At 71.8% G+C, this 15190-nt stretch carries 13 protein-coding genes; 9 read left to right on the top strand and 4 right to left on the bottom strand.

The window, feature by feature from the left end; translation table 11 throughout:
* Positions 1–96: 96 nt before the first annotated feature.
* Positions 97–882 (bottom strand): aspartate/glutamate racemase family protein, encoded by a 786-nt coding sequence (locus AB0N07_RS39460; RefSeq protein ID WP_365843745.1) that lies wholly within the window; start codon positions 880–882, stop codon positions 97–99.
* Positions 883–939: 57 nt separating this feature from the next.
* Between AB0N07_RS39460 and AB0N07_RS39455 the strand changes: the two genes are divergently transcribed.
* Positions 940–2121 carry a glycosyltransferase gene (locus tag AB0N07_RS39455; protein WP_365843743.1) on the top strand — a complete coding sequence of 394 codons (1182 nt, stop codon included), beginning with the start codon at positions 940–942 and terminating at the stop codon, positions 2119–2121.
* A 5-nt stretch (positions 2122–2126) separates the two neighbouring features.
* On the opposite strand, the gene AB0N07_RS39450 is transcribed toward AB0N07_RS39455, so the two are convergent.
* The gene (locus AB0N07_RS39450; RefSeq protein WP_365843770.1) at positions 2127–3440 is read right to left on the bottom strand and encodes a TerD family protein; all 1314 of its coding nucleotides are present in this window, start codon (positions 3438–3440) and stop codon (positions 2127–2129) included.
* A gap of 298 nt (positions 3441–3738) precedes the next feature.
* Between AB0N07_RS39450 and AB0N07_RS39445 the strand changes: the two genes are divergently transcribed.
* The 4 genes from AB0N07_RS39445 (at position 3739) to AB0N07_RS39430 (ending at position 8418) form a co-directional block, all read left to right on the top strand.
* Positions 3739–4170 (top strand): DUF6643 family protein, encoded by a 432-nt coding sequence (locus AB0N07_RS39445; RefSeq protein WP_365843741.1) that lies wholly within the window; start codon positions 3739–3741, stop codon positions 4168–4170.
* A gap of 43 nt (positions 4171–4213) precedes the next feature.
* Positions 4214–5041: an MOSC N-terminal beta barrel domain-containing protein gene (locus tag AB0N07_RS39440; protein WP_365843739.1), complete on the top strand. Its 828-nt coding sequence runs from the start codon at positions 4214–4216 to the stop codon at positions 5039–5041.
* 227 nt (positions 5042–5268) lie between these two features.
* Positions 5269–5874 (top strand): hypothetical protein, encoded by a 606-nt coding sequence (locus AB0N07_RS39435; RefSeq protein ID WP_365843737.1) that lies wholly within the window; start codon positions 5269–5271, stop codon positions 5872–5874.
* 108 nt (positions 5875–5982) lie between these two features.
* Positions 5983–8418, top strand: a complete 2436-nt coding sequence (locus tag AB0N07_RS39430; RefSeq protein ID WP_365843735.1) for a right-handed parallel beta-helix repeat-containing protein — start codon at positions 5983–5985, stop codon at positions 8416–8418.
* Here the strand turns inward: AB0N07_RS39430 and AB0N07_RS39425 are convergent.
* Positions 8388–10679 carry a hypothetical protein gene (locus AB0N07_RS39425; protein ID WP_365843768.1) on the bottom strand — a complete coding sequence of 764 codons (2292 nt, stop codon included), beginning with the start codon at positions 10677–10679 and terminating at the stop codon, positions 8388–8390. The two genes, AB0N07_RS39430 and AB0N07_RS39425, sit on opposite strands and share 31 nt — an antisense overlap.
* A gap of 349 nt (positions 10680–11028) precedes the next feature.
* Here AB0N07_RS39425 and AB0N07_RS39420 point away from each other — a divergent pair, with 349 nt between their 5' ends.
* Together AB0N07_RS39420 and AB0N07_RS39415 are read left to right on the top strand one after the other, a co-directional pair.
* Complete coding sequence (locus tag AB0N07_RS39420; RefSeq protein WP_351463382.1) at positions 11029–11847, top strand: DeoR/GlpR family DNA-binding transcription regulator; 819 nt, start codon at positions 11029–11031, stop codon at positions 11845–11847.
* A gap of 92 nt (positions 11848–11939) precedes the next feature.
* Positions 11940–12416 carry an SRPBCC family protein gene (locus AB0N07_RS39415; protein WP_365843733.1) on the top strand — a complete coding sequence of 159 codons (477 nt, stop codon included), beginning with the start codon at positions 11940–11942 and terminating at the stop codon, positions 12414–12416.
* 108 nt (positions 12417–12524) lie between these two features.
* Here AB0N07_RS39415 and AB0N07_RS39410 read toward each other — a convergent pair whose 3' ends face one another.
* On the bottom strand, positions 12525–13649 hold the full coding sequence (locus AB0N07_RS39410) for a PLP-dependent cysteine synthase family protein (protein WP_365843731.1): 1125 nt from the start codon (positions 13647–13649) through the stop codon (positions 12525–12527).
* Between the two features lie 331 nt (positions 13650–13980).
* On the opposite strand from AB0N07_RS39410, the gene AB0N07_RS39405 reads away from it, so the two are divergent.
* Positions 13981–14304: a hypothetical protein gene (locus tag AB0N07_RS39405; RefSeq protein ID WP_365843729.1), complete on the top strand. Its 324-nt coding sequence runs from the start codon at positions 13981–13983 to the stop codon at positions 14302–14304.
* 230 nt (positions 14305–14534) lie between these two features.
* On the top strand, positions 14535–15065 hold the full coding sequence (locus AB0N07_RS39400) for an ATP-binding protein (RefSeq protein WP_365843727.1): 531 nt from the start codon (positions 14535–14537) through the stop codon (positions 15063–15065).
* Positions 15066–15190 lie beyond the last annotated feature (125 nt).

The raw sequence follows: 15190 nt of genomic DNA, 5'->3' as shown, positions 1-15190 counted from the left end.
GTTACTCAGGTTTCGCTGCGCGGGCACCGAGTCGCCGAGTGTGACCATGCCGACGTGGCCGATCGCGGACCGCGGGCGTCCGTTCGCGGCTTTCGGTCACCGTGCGGGGCTGACCGCCTGCAGGAGCCGGCCTTCCTCGTAGGCCAGGGCGGGCGCGAGGAGGGCGCCCTCGCGTCCGCTCAGCAGCACCGTCAGCGTTCCGGTGGTCGGCGCTTCGGGGGCCGGCTGCTCGCCGAGGCGGCGCAGCGCCTGGGCCGCGACGGCGCCCGCGGAGCCGTGCAGGACGAGCGGCGGGAAGCCGGGCTGCTGGACGGCGGCGCGGATGCGCTCGGCGACGAGTTCGTAATGGGTGCAGCCCAGAACGACGGTCGTTACATCGCCGGGGGTCAGTGCGGCGGCCGCGCCGACGGCGGCGTCGATGGCCGCCTCGTCGGCGTGTTCCACGGCCTCGGCGAGCCCGTGGCAGGGCACCTCGGTGACCGTCACACCGTCGGCGAACTCCGCGATGAGGTTGCGCTGGTAGGGGCTGCCGGTGGTGGCGGGCGTCGCCCAGATCGCCAGGGGGCCGCCGCCCGCCGCGGCCGGCTTGATCGCCGGGACGGTGCCGATGACCGGCAGCTCGGGTTCGAGGCGGGCGCGCAGGGCGGACAGGGCGTGCACGGACGCCGTGTTGCAGCCGACGATCAGTGCGTCGGGCCGGTGCGCGGCGGCCGCCTCGGCCACGGCCAGGGCGCGCGCGGTCAGGTCCTCGGGGGTCCTGGGTCCCCAGGGCATGCCGTCGGGGTCCAGGGACAGTACGAGATCTGCGTCGGGCCGCAGACGCCGTACCGCGGCGGTGGCCGCCAGCAGACCGATTCCGGAGTCCATGAGCGCGATCTTCACCCGGCCACGATAGACGATGGACCCTTACGGGCAGGTCGGGTGGGGCAGACTGCGCGGGTGAGCGCCATCGTGTGGATCGCCGCCGTATCACTGGCCGCCTGGCTGTGGCTGCTGCTGTGTCAGGGCTTCTTCTGGCGCACGGACGTCAGGCTGCCGTCCCGTCGGGAGCCCGACGAATGGCCGTCGGTGTGCATCGTCGTCCCCGCGCGTGACGAGGCCGCCGTGTTGCCCGCGAGCCTGCCGTCGCTGCTCGCCCAGGAGTATCCGGGCCCGGCGGAGATCTTCCTGGTCGACGACGGCAGCTCGGACGGCACCGGGGAGCTGGCCCGCGAACTGGCGGAGACCCGTGGCGGACTGCCCCTGACCGTCGTCTCCCCCGGTGAACCACCCGCAGGCTGGACGGGCAAATTGTGGGCCGTGCGGCACGGCATCGACCTGGCACGCGCGCGTGGGCCCGAATATCTGCTGCTGACGGACGCGGACATCGCGCACGCGCCGGACAGCCTGCGCGAGCTGGTCGCCGCCGCGCGCGGCGGCGGCTTCGACGTCGTGTCGCAGATGGCCCGGCTGCGGGTGGAGAGCCTGTGGGAGCGGCTCGTGGTGCCGGCCTTCGTCTATTTCTTCGCGCAGCTGTACCCGTTTCGCCGGATCGGTAGAAAGGGGACGCGGACGGCGGCCGCCGCGGGCGGCTGCGTACTGCTGCGCACCGAGGCGGCCGAGCGGGCGCGGATCCCGGACGCGATCCGGCACGCCGTCATCGACGACGTGGCGCTCGCGCGTGCGGTCAAGGGCAGCGGCGGACGCATCTGGCTGGGACTGGCCGAGCGGGTGGACAGCGTTCGGCCCTATCCGCGGCTGCACGACCTCTGGCGGATGGTGTCACGTAGTGCGTACGCGCAGTTGCGGCACAACCCACTGCTGCTGCTCGGGACGGTCGCCGGGCTGGTTCTGGTCTATCTGGTGCCGCCCGCGGCCCTGGTCGCAGGTATGGCTTCCGGGAATGGAGCAGCCGGACTCGTCGGCGGCGCCGCGTGGCTGGTGATGACGGGGACGTACCTCCCGATGCTCCGCTATTACCGCCAGCCGCTCTGGCCGGCTCCGCTGCTGCCGTTCACCGCGTTCCTCTATCTCCTCATGACGGTCGACTCCGCGGTGCAGCACTACAGGGGACGCGGCGCGGCCTGGAAGGGCCGCACCTACGCGCGCCCGGACGCCGTCGCGGACGAGCACCCTCTCTAGGGCGCTCATTTCCTGCCGGGAGTCCAGTTCATGCCCCACCCGTAGGCGTGGTCGACGGTCCGCTGGGGGCTCACCCCGCGCTCCGGCACCAGATAGCGCGCCTCGCGCTGGACGACGAGGTCGCTGCCCGTGTTGGTGATCAGCGCGAGGGCGCACACCGTCGAGGGGACCGTGCACTCGTCGAGCGAGAAGTCGATCGCGGCGCCGTGCTGCGGCTGAAGGGTGACCGTGGCGTGCAGGTCGGCGAAGGAACGCGCGCCCTCGTAGATGGTCACGAAGACCAGAATCCGGCTGAAGGACTGTTTGTGGTCCAGGTTGACCGTGAGGTTCTCGCCGCTCGCGAGGGCACCGGTGCGGTCGTCGCCGTCGAGGTGGATGTACGGCGGCCGCTGCAGGGACCCGAAGGCGTTGCCGAGGGCCTGGACGACGCCCTTGCTGCCGTCGGTGAGTTCGTACAGGGCGCACAGGTCGAGGTCGAGGTCCGCATGCATGGCGACGGCACGGCCGCGCTTGCTGCCCCATCCCGAGAACTGCTTGCGCACCTGCCAGTTGAGGTTCACACGCATCGCACCCGAGGTGCCGCCCTGTTTGGCCAGCGAGACCGCGGGGGCCGCCTTGGTGAGCGTCACCTTGCTCAGACGGACCGGCTGCGCCGGGGGCGCGGGTGGCGGGGGTGGCTGCACGGCGGCCGGAGCTGCGACCGGCGGGGGCATGTGGCCGGGCCGTGCGGTGGGCTGGGGCGCGACGGGCGGCGGCGGGGTCAGCTGCGGCGCGACCGGGGGCGCGGGGGTGGTGTCCTGCGGTTCGTCCACGGTGATCCCGAAGTCCGTCGCCAGGCCCTCGAGGCCGCTGCTGTAGCCCTGGCCCACCGCGCGGAACTTCCAAGCGCCCTGGCGGCGATAGAACTCACCGAGTACGAAAGCGGTTTCCACGTTTGCGCCCGTACTGTCGAAGCGGGCCACCACACCGCCCTGGGCGGTATCACGGACCTCGATGTAGAGGTCGGGGACCTGTCCGAACGTGCCGCCGTCGGCGGAGGCTGCGAGGACGATCGTCTCGACGGCGGGCTCCACGCACGCGAGGTCGACCAGGAGGGTGTCGACGATGCGGCCGCCGCCGTCCCGCTTGCCTTCGTGCCGGACCGCCCCGGAGGCGTGCGCGGGCTGGTTGTAGAAGACGAAGTCGCCGTCGGAGCGGACCTTGCCGCCCACGAGCAGAAGGGCGGAGGCGTCCGCGTCCGGGACGCCGGGGCCGGAACGCCAGCCCAATTCCACCCGCAGTGCCGTCGTCGGCACCGGCGTATTCGATCCTTTCGACATTGACATGTCCGCCCCCATCACGTGTCACTGCGCCAGCCCATGGCTCCGGCGGCTCTTCCGGTTCTCCCCGCACAACCTATTCCCCGGGACGGCGAACTCCCACGAGAAGCGCAGGAAGAGCGGTGACCGACCCGCCGGTAACCCGCCTGGAGCTTGGCCTTTACAGGACCTGTACCTCGTTCGACGCCCTTTTTTGCCAAGTTCGCTCGCATTGGGGATCCCGCGTCACTGCGAACACTCAAAACAACCCTCTTATCGGTCTCCCCAACTAGCACATCGAGGGCTTAACTTATGAGCCATGACCTCCCCCCGCTCCACCTTCGGCGGCGGTTACTACTCCGCCTTCCCGGACACCCCGATCTACGACCGACTCGTCGCCGAGCGGGGCACCCCGCAGATCGCTCCGATCCGGGTCCCCGCCGCGTACGACGCGCCGGGCAACTATCTGCCGGCCCTGCCGTCGGCCCTGCCCGCCCTTCCGGCGGGCCCCTCTCAGCCCTCCTACGGCTATCCGCAGGCGCAGCAGCCGGCTCCGCTGCAGCAGGCGCCCGCGGCCTACATCCCTCAGCAGGCCACGGCGCGCGGATATCCCGGCCCGCAGCCGCCGCAGCCACAACGGCCGATGGCGGCCGGCACGGGCTACGAGGCGATGCGCCCCGCGGCCGCCCGGCCCGCCCCGGCGCCGTATCAGGACCCGTACAACAACCAGCAGCAGTACCGCGGCTACTGATCCGTCCTCCCGGGTTGTCACTGCCGCCTGGCAGGATGGTCTGATGGGGAACGCGCTGCTGCAGTCGATTCACGTCCATCCGGTGAAGGCGTTCCGGGGCCTTGCGCCCCGGGAAGCCGTCGTGGAGCCCTGGGGGCTGGCCGGAGACCGTCGCTGGGCGCTGATCGACGACGGGGGAAAGGTCGTCACACAACGTCAGCAGCCGCGTCTTGCGCTGGCCGCCGCCGAGCTCCTGCCCGGTGGCGGCGTTCGTCTGTCCGCGCCGGGCATGGACCCGCTGACCGTGCCGGTGCCCCGTCCGGTCGGCACGGTTCCGGTGGAGATCTTCGGCGACAAGGTCGAGGGCGTCCTCGCCGGGGAAGCGGCCGCGCACGCCTGGTGCAGCGAGTATCTCGGCACCGGTGCGCGCCTCGTGCACATGGATGACCCGGCCACACGCCGGCCGGTCGACCCGGAGTTCGCACGGCCGGGCGAGACCGTGAGCTTCGCCGACGGCTACCCGCTGCTGCTGACCACGGTCGCCTCCCTCGATGCTCTCAACTCCCTGATCACCCAAGGGGCCCATCCCGCCGAGGGGCCGCTGCCGATGAACCGCTTCCGGCCGAACGTGGTGGTGGCCGGCACCGCCGCCTGGGCCGAGGACGACTGGTCCCGCATCGCGGTCGGCGAGGTCACCTTCCGCGTCGCCAAGATCTGCGGGCGCTGCGTGGTGACCACCACCGACCAGGGCAGCGCCGTGCGGGGCAAGGAACCACTGGCCACGCTGGCACGCCACCGCCGGGTCGACGGCAGGCTGGCGTTCGGCCAGAACCTGGTGCCCCTCTCCCCCGGCACGATCCGGGTCGGCGATCCGGTGACGGTCCTCGCATAGCCGACTCCCAGGCAGACCGCTCCAGGACCGCTGCGCGGCGGCCCGCGGAGAAGGATCCGGACAAGGACCGGTGCGTGGGAACCGGGGGCGGAGGCCTGCGCGTTGAGTTTTCGTGAGAAGTTCATGAGAGGCCCCGGGGACAGGTGATTTCGATCTCTCTTTGACCGGGCCCGCGGGTGAACGGCTCCACCGGGGGTTATCACGGAGCGGGAAGGGGGTGCAGGACAGTGCGAGCAATCGGCGGACTCTGGCGCTGGCGGCACAATCCGCTGCGGCGCACGAGCGATCTGATCGAGGCGTGGGTGGCGCTGGTGGCGCTGCTGCTGATCCTGGCCGTCGCGCCCCTGATCGGTTCCCTGGTCGGCGGCATCGCCCAGGACGCCCTGCAGCAGTCCGTCCGCGACCAGCGCACGGCCCGCCACCTGGTGACCGCCACCGTGGTGCGCAAACTGAACCGCTCCCCGCTGGACACCGACCCCGAGACCTCCTCGGCGCGGGACCTGCGCAGCCGCGTCCTCGCCGACTGGACCGCACCGGACGGGTCCCGCCACCACGGCGCGGCCCTGGCGGAGCTCAAGTCCCCGCACCACGGCGACCACTTCAAGATATGGACGGACCGGCAAGGCCAGATGGTGGCCCGCCCGCTGGACTCCACGACAGCGACGACCCACGCGGTGCTCGCCGGGTTCGGTGCCGCCATGCTCACCGCAGGTGCCATCGAGGGCGGCCGGCGGCTGATCGTCTGGCGCATGGTCCGTCGCCGGTACGCCCGTTGGGACCAGGCCTGGGACCGGGCGGGCCCGGACTGGGGCAGGACCGGCACGGGCAGCTGACGGCCTTACGGCTCTGGTCAACCCACCGCCCGCGCGCACGCTACGGTGGACCGGCCGAACGCAATCGGCATCAACCTGCGTACCACGAGGTGGGGGCACAGCAACGCCATGGCACAGGGCACGGTCCAGGTGACGCACACCGGCACATCGCGGTGGCGACGCCGCACGGGTGAGTACGCATCGCTCGCCGCCGCCCTGGAGGCCGCCGCGGACGGTGACGTCCTCACCGTTGCACCCGGCACCTACCGGGAAAACCTCGTCGTCCAGCGGTCGGTGACCCTGCGTGGGCCCGAGGGCTCGCCCGGTTCGGTGCGCATTGCACCGGTGGACGGGGTGCCGCTGACCGTGCGTGCCTCTGCGGTGGTCCAGGACCTGCACGTGGAGGGACAGGACGCTTCGGTGCCCGCCCTGTTGGTCGAGGAGGGCACACCGGAACTGCTGGACGTGCGGATCATCACCCGCTCCGCGGCCGGCATCGAGGTGCGGGCGGGCGCGCGTCCGACCGTGCGGCGGTGCACCGTGGACAACCCGGCCGGCATCGGTATCGCCGTACTCGACGGCGGGGGCGGGGTGTTCGAGGAGTGCGAGGTCGTGGCCGCCGGTCAGTCGGGGGTCGCCGTCCGCGGCGGTGCGCACCCTCGCCTGGAGCGGTGCCGGATCCATCACGCCTCGGGCGCGGGGCTGTCGGCGACCGGGGAGAACTCCGCGCTGGAAGCGGTGGGTTGCGAAGTGTACGAGGTGCGGGGAAGCGGGGTCCAGGTCACCGGCCGGGCCACCGCGCACCTCACGGACTGCGATGTGCACCGCACCACCGCGGACGGTGTCACGCTCGACACGGACGCGGTGCTCACCCTGGCCGACTGTCGCATCCACGACATCCCGGAGAACGCGGTCGATCTGCGCTCGCGCTCGGTGCTCACCCTGACCCGGACGACGGTGCGTCAGTTCGGGCGCAACGGCCTGTCGGTGTGGGACCCGGGCACGCGCGTGGACGCCAACCAGTGCGAGATCTTCGACAGCACCGGCGACTACCCGGCCGTGTGGGTCAGCGACGGCGCCACCGCGGTACTGGAGTCCTGCCGGGTGCACGACGTGCCGGACGCCCTGTTCGTCCTGGACCGCGGCTCGCGCGCGGACGTCGTCGACAGCGACCTGTCCCAGGTCCGCAACACGGCCGTGTCGGTGAGCGACGGCGCGACCGCGCAGCTCGACGACTGCCGCATCCGTGATGCCGCGACGGGCGCCTGGTTCCGCGACCACGGCAGCGGCGGCACCCTGAGCAACTGCACCATCGACGCCACCCAGACCGGCGTGATCGTCACCAAGGGCGCGGACCCGACCATCGAGCGCTGCACCATCGACTCCCCCGCCGAGGCGGGCTTCTACGTGTCGGCGGGCGGCCGCGGCAGCTTCGTGGGCTGCCGGGTGACCGGCAGCGGCGGTTACGGCTTCCATGTGATCGACGGCAGCCGTACGACGCTGCGCAAGTGCCGCACGGAGCGGTGCGCGCGCGGTGGGTACGAGTTCGCGGACGGCGGCGAAACGGCCCCCGGTTCGGGCCCGAGCGTCGAGGACTGCACCAGCGACGAGAGCGCGGGCCTCAGGCCGCCCGCGGCTCGTGAGACCGCCGTACAGCAGGCCGCTCAGTCGCCCGGCCTGCTGGGCGCGATCCCCGGGCAGCGCACCACCGAGCAGGAGCCCCTGCTGGCCGCCGCGCAGCCCGAGCAGCCGGCGCGGACGTCAAAGACCGTGCTGGGTGAACTCGACGCGCTGGTGGGCCTGGAGAGCGTCAAGCGCGAGGTGCGGGCGCTGACCGACATGATCGAGGTGGGCCGGCGCCGACAGCAGGCCGGCCTCAAGGCGGCCTCCGTCAAGCGGCATCTGGTCTTCACCGGCTCCCCCGGCACCGGCAAGACGACCGTGGCCCGGCTCTACGGCGAGATCCTCGCCTCGCTCGGCGTGCTGGAGAAGGGCCATCTCGTCGAGGTGTCGCGGGTCGATCTGGTCGGCGAGCACATCGGCTCGACGGCGATCCGCACCCAGGAGGCCTTCGACAGGGCGCGCGGCGGTGTGCTGTTCATCGACGAGGCGTATGCGCTGTCGCCGGAGGACTCGGGCCGGGACTTCGGCAAGGAGGCCATCGACACGCTGGTGAAGCTGATGGAGGACCACCGGGACGCGGTCGTGGTGATCGTCGCGGGCTACACGGCCGAGATGGAGCGGTTTCTTTCGGTCAACCCCGGTGTGGCGTCCCGTTTCTCACGGACCATCACCTTCAGCGACTACGAGCCCGACGAACTGCTGCGGATCGTCGAGCAGCAGGCCGACGAGCACGAGTACCGGCTGGCGCCGGGCACCGCTCAGGCGCTGCTGAAGTACTTCACGGCACTCCCGAAGGGCCCGGCGTTCGGCAACGGCCGGACCGCACGCCAGACCTTCGAGGCGATGGTGGAACGGCATGCGGGCCGAGTCGCCCAGGTCGACGAGCCGAGCACGGACGACCTGACCCTGCTCTACGCCGAGGATCTGCCCGAGTCCCCCTGAGGCACCGGCTCGGGGCGCGGACCGGGTAGCTCCGAGCGCAGGCGGGCCAGCAGCCGCTCCCGCTCCTCGGCGAAGGCCGGGTCGGCCTGGTAGTCACCATGACCCAGGATCGGGGCGGGCAGCGGGTGCTGTGCGGTGCGACCGTAGGCGAGGGGGTCCTTCAGGGGGGCGCGGTCCACCTCGGGGCCGCAGTCGCCGGACAGCCGGACCGGGCCGCCGATGGGGTCGGTGAGCCGGTACAGGTTGCGCCAGCAGTCGACGTCGTGGTGCAGGGAACTGAGGGCGGCGGGCCCGAAGTGGGCCGGGAACCAGCGGCCGTAGAGGCGCTCGAGCGGGGAGCCGTAGGTCAGCAGGGCGACCCGTCCGCGGACGGACGGCTTCAGCTGCCAGGCCGCGGCGGCCGCGAGCACGCTGCCCTGGGAGTGGCCTGAGAGGACGAGGCGGCCTCCGGTGGCGCGCGTCCAGGTGGCCATCCGCCAGGTCAGGTCGGGCACCGCGCGCTCCGCGTAGCAGGGCGGGGCGAAGGGGTGGGCGGCGCGCGGCCAGAAGGTGCCGACGTCCCACAGGATACCGATGGTGCGGCGTGCGGAGGCGTCCTTGTAGGCGCGCCGGCCCCAGGTGACGAAGAGTACGAAGCCCAGGCCGATCAGCCAGGAGCCCAGCGCCTGAGCGGTCTGTGCGGCGCCGTGCACGAAGGCGAAGGCGTGCTGTGCGGCCTCGCCGGGCGCCTTTTCGGTGATCTTCGCACCGAGGAGGGCTCCGGCGCCCAGCAGCAGGGTCGCGGCGGAGGTGACGGCGACGACGAGGGGGCCGCGGTCGGTGAGCGCGGCCAGCGCGCGGGTGGTGGCGATGCGTCGGGTGCGCGCCGTGTCCTTGGGTTCGCCGGGGTAGTCGAGTTCGACGGCGCCCAGTTCGGTGCGGCGCAGCAGCCAGGCCCGCCGGCCGAGCCCGGCGCAGAAGACGAGCAGGACGAGGAGCAGTACGGGGATCACGGACGCCTGCCAGGTCAGAAGGACCGGCGGGCCGTCGATGGAGGTGCCGGTGCCGTCCAGCCAGTCGGACACCCGCTGGGAGACGCCACCGGACATCACTCCGCCCAGGGCGCAGGCCAGCATCGCGACGGCGGGTCCGCCCTGGCCGCGGAGCACGGTGCGGGCATCGGGGTGGCTGCGGTACAGCAGGTGGGCGACCACCGCGAGGGTGATCACCAGTAAGCCCTGGACCAGGGCGAGGGCGCCGAAGGTGGTGCCGCCGCCGGGCAGCGGGCCGGCCGACTGCCAGCCCGGGCGCTCCCAGCCTGCATAGACCGCACAGAGCAGCAGCAGGAGGAGCGCGGTCAGCGGCAGGCGTCGTACGAGGTGCTCGTCGAGTTCATGGTCGACGCGGTTCTCGGTGCGTCCCCGGCGGCAGACGACCCACACCACGACGGCGACGGTGGCGACGAGCGCGATCTCCAGGAGCCAACCGGCGGTGTCGAGCGCCACGGGGCCGCCGGGCCTGCGGTCGAAGCGTGCCGCGGAGGACACGACCGCCGCAGAAACCGTCAGCAGGCCTGCCGCGGTGTGCGCGGCGCGCAGCCGGGCGACCAGCCGGCGGCCGTACCAGAATCCGGGCCGGCCCAGGGCGGTGCGGCCGGTGTCCTCGTCGGGTTCGGGCCGGCGGTCGATGGGCTGCTGGGACTCGTACGCGCTCCAGGTGCGGTGGGAGAGGTACCACAGCAGGGCGGTGAGCGCGGCGGGCACCAGGGCCGCGACGGCGAGCCGCCGGCCTGGCCTGCTCCACCAGCCGTTCTGCGACACCTCGGGCGACAGGAAGCCCAGCCAGGAGTGCCGCTCGGCGCACGCGCGCGTGCCCGCGCACTGCCAGACCGCCAGGTCCAGGGCGACCTCGCAGGCTGCCGCGACCAGCAGCACCGTCAGCGTCAGGCCCGCCAGCCGTACCAGCAGCCCGTACAGGCGGACCGTCCGCCGGTGGCCGCGCGCGGTGGGCCGCATCCAGTGGGCGAGGTTGACGACCATGAACGGCAGGAGCAGCAGCCACAGGGCCCGCGCGCTGTTGCCGGAGGTGAGATTGCACCAGACGTAGGCCTCCGGCACCGGTCTGCCGCGGTAGTCCTCCGGTCTGCTCTCCGCGTCGACGTCCTCGGCGCGCCGGAAGACGGCCGCCGTGTCGTCGCCGGTGATCCGCACCGTGCGCGGATCATTGAGCATCTCCTGGGGTGTGGTGCCGCCCACGCCGTGGACCAGGAGTTCCAGGGCGATTGCGGATCCCTCGGGTCCCGGGACGGGACCGCTGGTCGGGACACGTTCCTGTGCACGTTCCACTTTCGCACTTCCCCCGTGACGCGCCGTCTTCTTGTGTCCGCGCGGGCACAAGGATCTCCGCTCACGCGGGGGCGTACACCCCTGAACACGGAATCTCCCCGATCCGGGTGATCTGAGGGGAACAGAAGGGGCATTGGTGACATGCGCGCGTCGGGTAGGTGGCGTCATGGGGGCCCACCCGTGCAAGGATGGGACGTCCGCGCACCGGGGCAGGGAGAGAATGTCCTTGTCGGAGCAGGTACGCAGGGCGTGTCGGACGGCTTGAGGCGAAAGGACCGGAGCGTACGTGAGCGAGAATCAGAACCTCCTCGCGGAGCAGCGCCGCGCCCTGATCCTGGACGAGGTCCGGCGCCGGGGCGGGGTCCGTGTGAACGAGCTGACCCGCAAGCTCGGCGTGTCGGACATGACGGTGCGCCGCGATCTGGACGCACTGTCCCGCCAGGGCGTGCTGGAGAAGGTGCACGGCGGCGCGGTGCCGGTCGTGGAGGCGAGCACGCACGAGCCGGGCTTCGAGGCCAAGTCGGGCCTGGAGCTGACGGCCAAGGAGGACATCGCGCGGTCGGCGGCCCAGCTGGTGGCGCCGGGTACCGCGATCGCACTGTCGGGCGGTACGACGACGTATGCGCTGGCCCATCATCTGCTGGACGTCCCGGATCTGACCGTCGTGACGAACTCGGTGCGGGTGGCCGACGTCTTCCATGCGGCGCAGCGCACCTCCGGCCCCCGGCAGGGCGCGGCCACGGTGGTGCTGACCGGCGGGGTGCGCACGCCTTCCGACTCGTTGGTGGGGCCGGTGGCCGACCAGGCGATCGCGGCGCTCCACTTCGACGTGCTGTTCCTCGGTGTGCACGGCATATCGGTAGAGGCCGGCCTGTCGACGCCGAACCTCGCGGAGGCCGAGACCAACCGGCGCCTGGTGCAGTCGGCGCGGCGGGTCGTGGTGGTCGCCGACCACACCAAGTGGGGTGTGGTGGGCCTGAGTTCGTTCGCGGCACTGGAGCAGGTCGACACGCTGGTGACGGACGCGGGCCTGGCGGGCGACGCGCGCGAGGAGATCTCCGAGCATCTGCGCCGGCTGGTCGTGGTGGGCGAGCCGGAGAGCTGACCCGTCCGGGCGCTGCTGACATCTGACGGGTCGCCAGCTATCGTGACGACGCCCCGGTCAACCGCCCTTCTCCGTCAAGGGGGTTCGCGTTCATGGCCCACCGTCTGCGTCCCGTCGGGCTCGACTTCGTCGACACCGCACCCGTGCGTCTGGTCTTCGCGCAGGAGGTCTCAGCGACACCCGAGGCGGTCTTCCACGCCCTCAACGACGACGTGCCGGGATGGGCGGAATGGTTCGCGGCCGTGACGCACGCGCGGTCCCTCGACGACGGCGCCGGGCGCGACATCCGGCTCAAGGGAGGCGGGCGCTTCCGGGAGACGGTCATCGCGGCGAAGGAGGCGAAGGTGTACGCCTACCGGGTCGACGTCACCAACGCACCGGGCGCCCGCGCCCTCGCCGAGGAGTGGCGACTGGTACCGACCGGGACGGGCACACGCGTGCAGTGGACCTTCGCCGCGGACGGAACGGCACCGTTCCGGTTCGCGGTGAATGCGGCACGGGCCGGGCTGGGGCGGGCGTTCCGGGACGCGGTGAGGTCACTGGACCGCCGGCTCGCGCGCGAGGGCTGAGCAGTTCTGGGCTACCTGCGGTTCGGGAGCGCCCCAAAGGGGCGCGGGGAACGGCGCGACCAACCACGACGAAGCCGCAGACAATGGACGGCGCTCCCCGAGGAGCACTCAGCAGGGCCAGACGCCGGTCTCCAGCAACGCATCGATCGCCGCCGAGTACGGCTCGATGTCCAGCCCCTGCTCGGAGAGCCACGCATCCGAGTAGTACTTGTCCAGGTAGCGGTCCCCCGGATCGCACAGCAGCGTCACCACGCTGCCCTGCCGCCCCTCGGCCACCATCTCGGCGACGATCTTCAGCGCGCTCCACAGGCCGGTGCCCGTCGAGCCGCCCGCCTTGCGGCCGATGGCCCGCTCCAGCGCCCGTACGGCGGCGACGCTCGCCGCGTCGGGGACCTTCATCATCCGGTCGATGGCGCCCGGCACGAAGCTCGGCTCCATCCGGGGCCGGCCGATCCCCTCGATGCGTGAGCCGCAGTCACTGGTGACGTCCGGATCGCCGGTGGTCCAGCCCTCGAAGAAACAGGAGTTCTCCGGATCCGCCACACAGATGCGGGTGTCGCGCAGGGTGTAGTGCACGTAGCGCGCGAGGGTCGCCGAGGTGCCGCCGGTACCCGCCGTCGCCACGATCCAAGCGGGCTCCGGGAACCGCTCCAACTCCAGTTGGCGGAAGATGGATTCGGCGATGTTGTTGTTGCCGCGCCAGTCCGTGGCCCGTTCGGCGTAGGTGAACTGGTCCATGTAATGGCCCCCGCTCTCCACCGCGAGGCCTGCCGACTCCTCGTACATTTTGCGCGAGTCGTCCACGAAGTGGCACTGCCCGCCGTGGAATTCGATGAGGCGGCACTTCTCCGCGCTCGTCGTGCGCGGCATGACGGCGATGAAGGGCACGCCGATCAGCTTCGCGAAGTACGCCTCGGAGACGGCCGTCGAGCCGCTGGACGCCTCGATCACCGGTCGGCCCGGCCGGATCCAGCCATTGCACAGTCCGTAGAGGAAGAGCGAGCGGGCGAGCCGGTGCTTGAGGCTGCCGGTCGGGTGGGTCGACTCGTCCTTCAGGTACAGGTCGATCCCCCACTTCTCGGGCAGCGGGAAGCGGAGCAGATGCGTGTCGGCCGAGCGGTTGGCATCGGCCTGGACCTTGCGGACGGCTTCTTTCAGCCAGTCGCGGTAGGCGGCATCGCTGTGGTCGACATCGAGGGTTTTGCCGGTCCGGGTCTGCTGGGAGGTGCTCACGACGGGTGCTCCTTAGGCTGTGCGCCGACGGCGCGTCGCGCGGTCGACGCCCCGATCATAAACACCTTCCGCACGCTTCTCACCTGCATAAACGCACCTTTGAGCACCCCAAAGAACACCCTGGGGGCGAGGGGTGGGCGAAGCTGGGGGCGCATTCGCGCGAGTGCTCCGGGCGCTCGCCCCGAGCGTGTCGTGCGTACTGGTGCTCACCGTCGGGTGCGGGCAGACTGCCACCGAACGGGGGCGCACACTGGATCACGACACGAGCTGGATCACGACCCACGCAGGAGCACGGTCCAGCGCACCGGACAGCCACAAGGGGGCGGGCGGCATGGCGGAGCCGGAGTTCACGGCGACGGGCGTGCGGATCGGCAAACGGCTGCGTTCGCTCACCCGGGCCGGGCAGGTCCGGATCAGCGACGGCAGACTTGCGCTGCTCACCAGTTACGGTACCGAGATCGACAGCGCGCCGGTGCAGGCGGTGCGCGCCTCCAAGCCCTGGTTCGCCCCGGAGGACCGGGCGCTCGCGGACCTCAACGGCAAGCGGTACCTGCTGACGCTGGGCGAGCACGACCCCGCGCCGGGCGAGCCGGGGCCGCCCGCGGCACGCCGCTTCATCGAGGCTGTACGCAAAGCGGCGGGGCGCGGCGGCTGACAGAGCCCACAGGACGGCGGCGGGCCCGCACCCGCGCGGTCGGCGGAGCCGATCGCGAGTTGCGGTCCCGCGCCCCCTGGGTCACGCTGTTCTCACGTCACTCTGGGTTTACCGGCGATAACGCTGCGAACCAGCCCGCCGGGCACGACGGCAGGTGGCCAGGCCCTCAGGCACCTGCTGGATCCGTACTCCGTGTTCTTCCGGACCTCTTAAGTCGGGGAGTCGCAGCCGTGATCAGTCACCCAAGCAGGCACTGCACGGTAGAGCTGCAAGCCCTGCCGTCGCGGATCGGCCAGGTCCGCAGAATCGTCTCTGCGCAGTTGCGCTACTGGCATCTGGACTCCCTCATCGACCGGGCCGCGCTCGGTGTGACGGAGCTGTTGACCAACGTCCACCTGCACGCCCAGCCCGACAAACTGTGCACCGTCGAGATAGAGCTGGTGCTGGACCGGCTCATGGTCTCCGTGCACGACCACGACCCCCGCCTGCCCGAGGTGCGGGATGTCGAAGCCTCCGCCACCACCGGGCGCGGGCTGGCCATGGTGGCCGCGGTGAGCGAGAGCTGGGGGGCGCGCCCGGACGGCGACTCGGGCAAGGTCGTCTGGTTCGCGCTGCCCACCACCCCCGCTCCGGTGGCTGCCCCGGCCCGTCCCCCGCGCCGTACGGCCGACACGCCGGCCCGCCGACTCGTTGAGCTCGAGCACGCGGCCGACAGCCACAGGTCCACGCACGCTCCCGCCCGGTCCGCCGTTCCCGGCTGACCGGGCGGTGATCTTGGGCCGGTCGGCCTCCTTTGGGTCGCTCGCCTCCGGGGGCGCCTCAGCCGGTGTCGAGAGACCGATCGTGCTCAGCGCTTCGCGCCTCCGCGCGTTCGGTCTCTCGACAC

Source organism: Streptomyces sp. NPDC051172 (genome assembly GCF_040682555.1).
Lineage (GTDB): Bacteria > Actinomycetota > Actinomycetes > Streptomycetales > Streptomycetaceae > Streptomyces.
The sequence above is the reverse complement of the archived record's forward strand: the minus strand, read 5'-3'. Positions and strand labels throughout refer to the sequence as shown.

Coding starts and splice junctions, on each gene's coding strand:
- AB0N07_RS39450 (WP_365843770.1), bottom strand. CDS start 3,440: ATGTCGAAAGGATCGAATACGCCGGTGCCGACGACGGCACTGCGGGTG.
- AB0N07_RS39445 (WP_365843741.1), top strand. CDS start 3,739: ATGACCTCCCCCCGCTCCACCTTCGGCGGCGGTTACTACTCCGCCTTC.
- AB0N07_RS39440 (WP_365843739.1), top strand. CDS start 4,214: ATGGGGAACGCGCTGCTGCAGTCGATTCACGTCCATCCGGTGAAGGCG.
- AB0N07_RS39430 (WP_365843735.1), top strand. CDS start 5,983: ATGGCACAGGGCACGGTCCAGGTGACGCACACCGGCACATCGCGGTGG.
- AB0N07_RS39415 (WP_365843733.1), top strand. CDS start 11,940: ATGGCCCACCGTCTGCGTCCCGTCGGGCTCGACTTCGTCGACACCGCA.
- AB0N07_RS39405 (WP_365843729.1), top strand. CDS start 13,981: ATGGCGGAGCCGGAGTTCACGGCGACGGGCGTGCGGATCGGCAAACGG.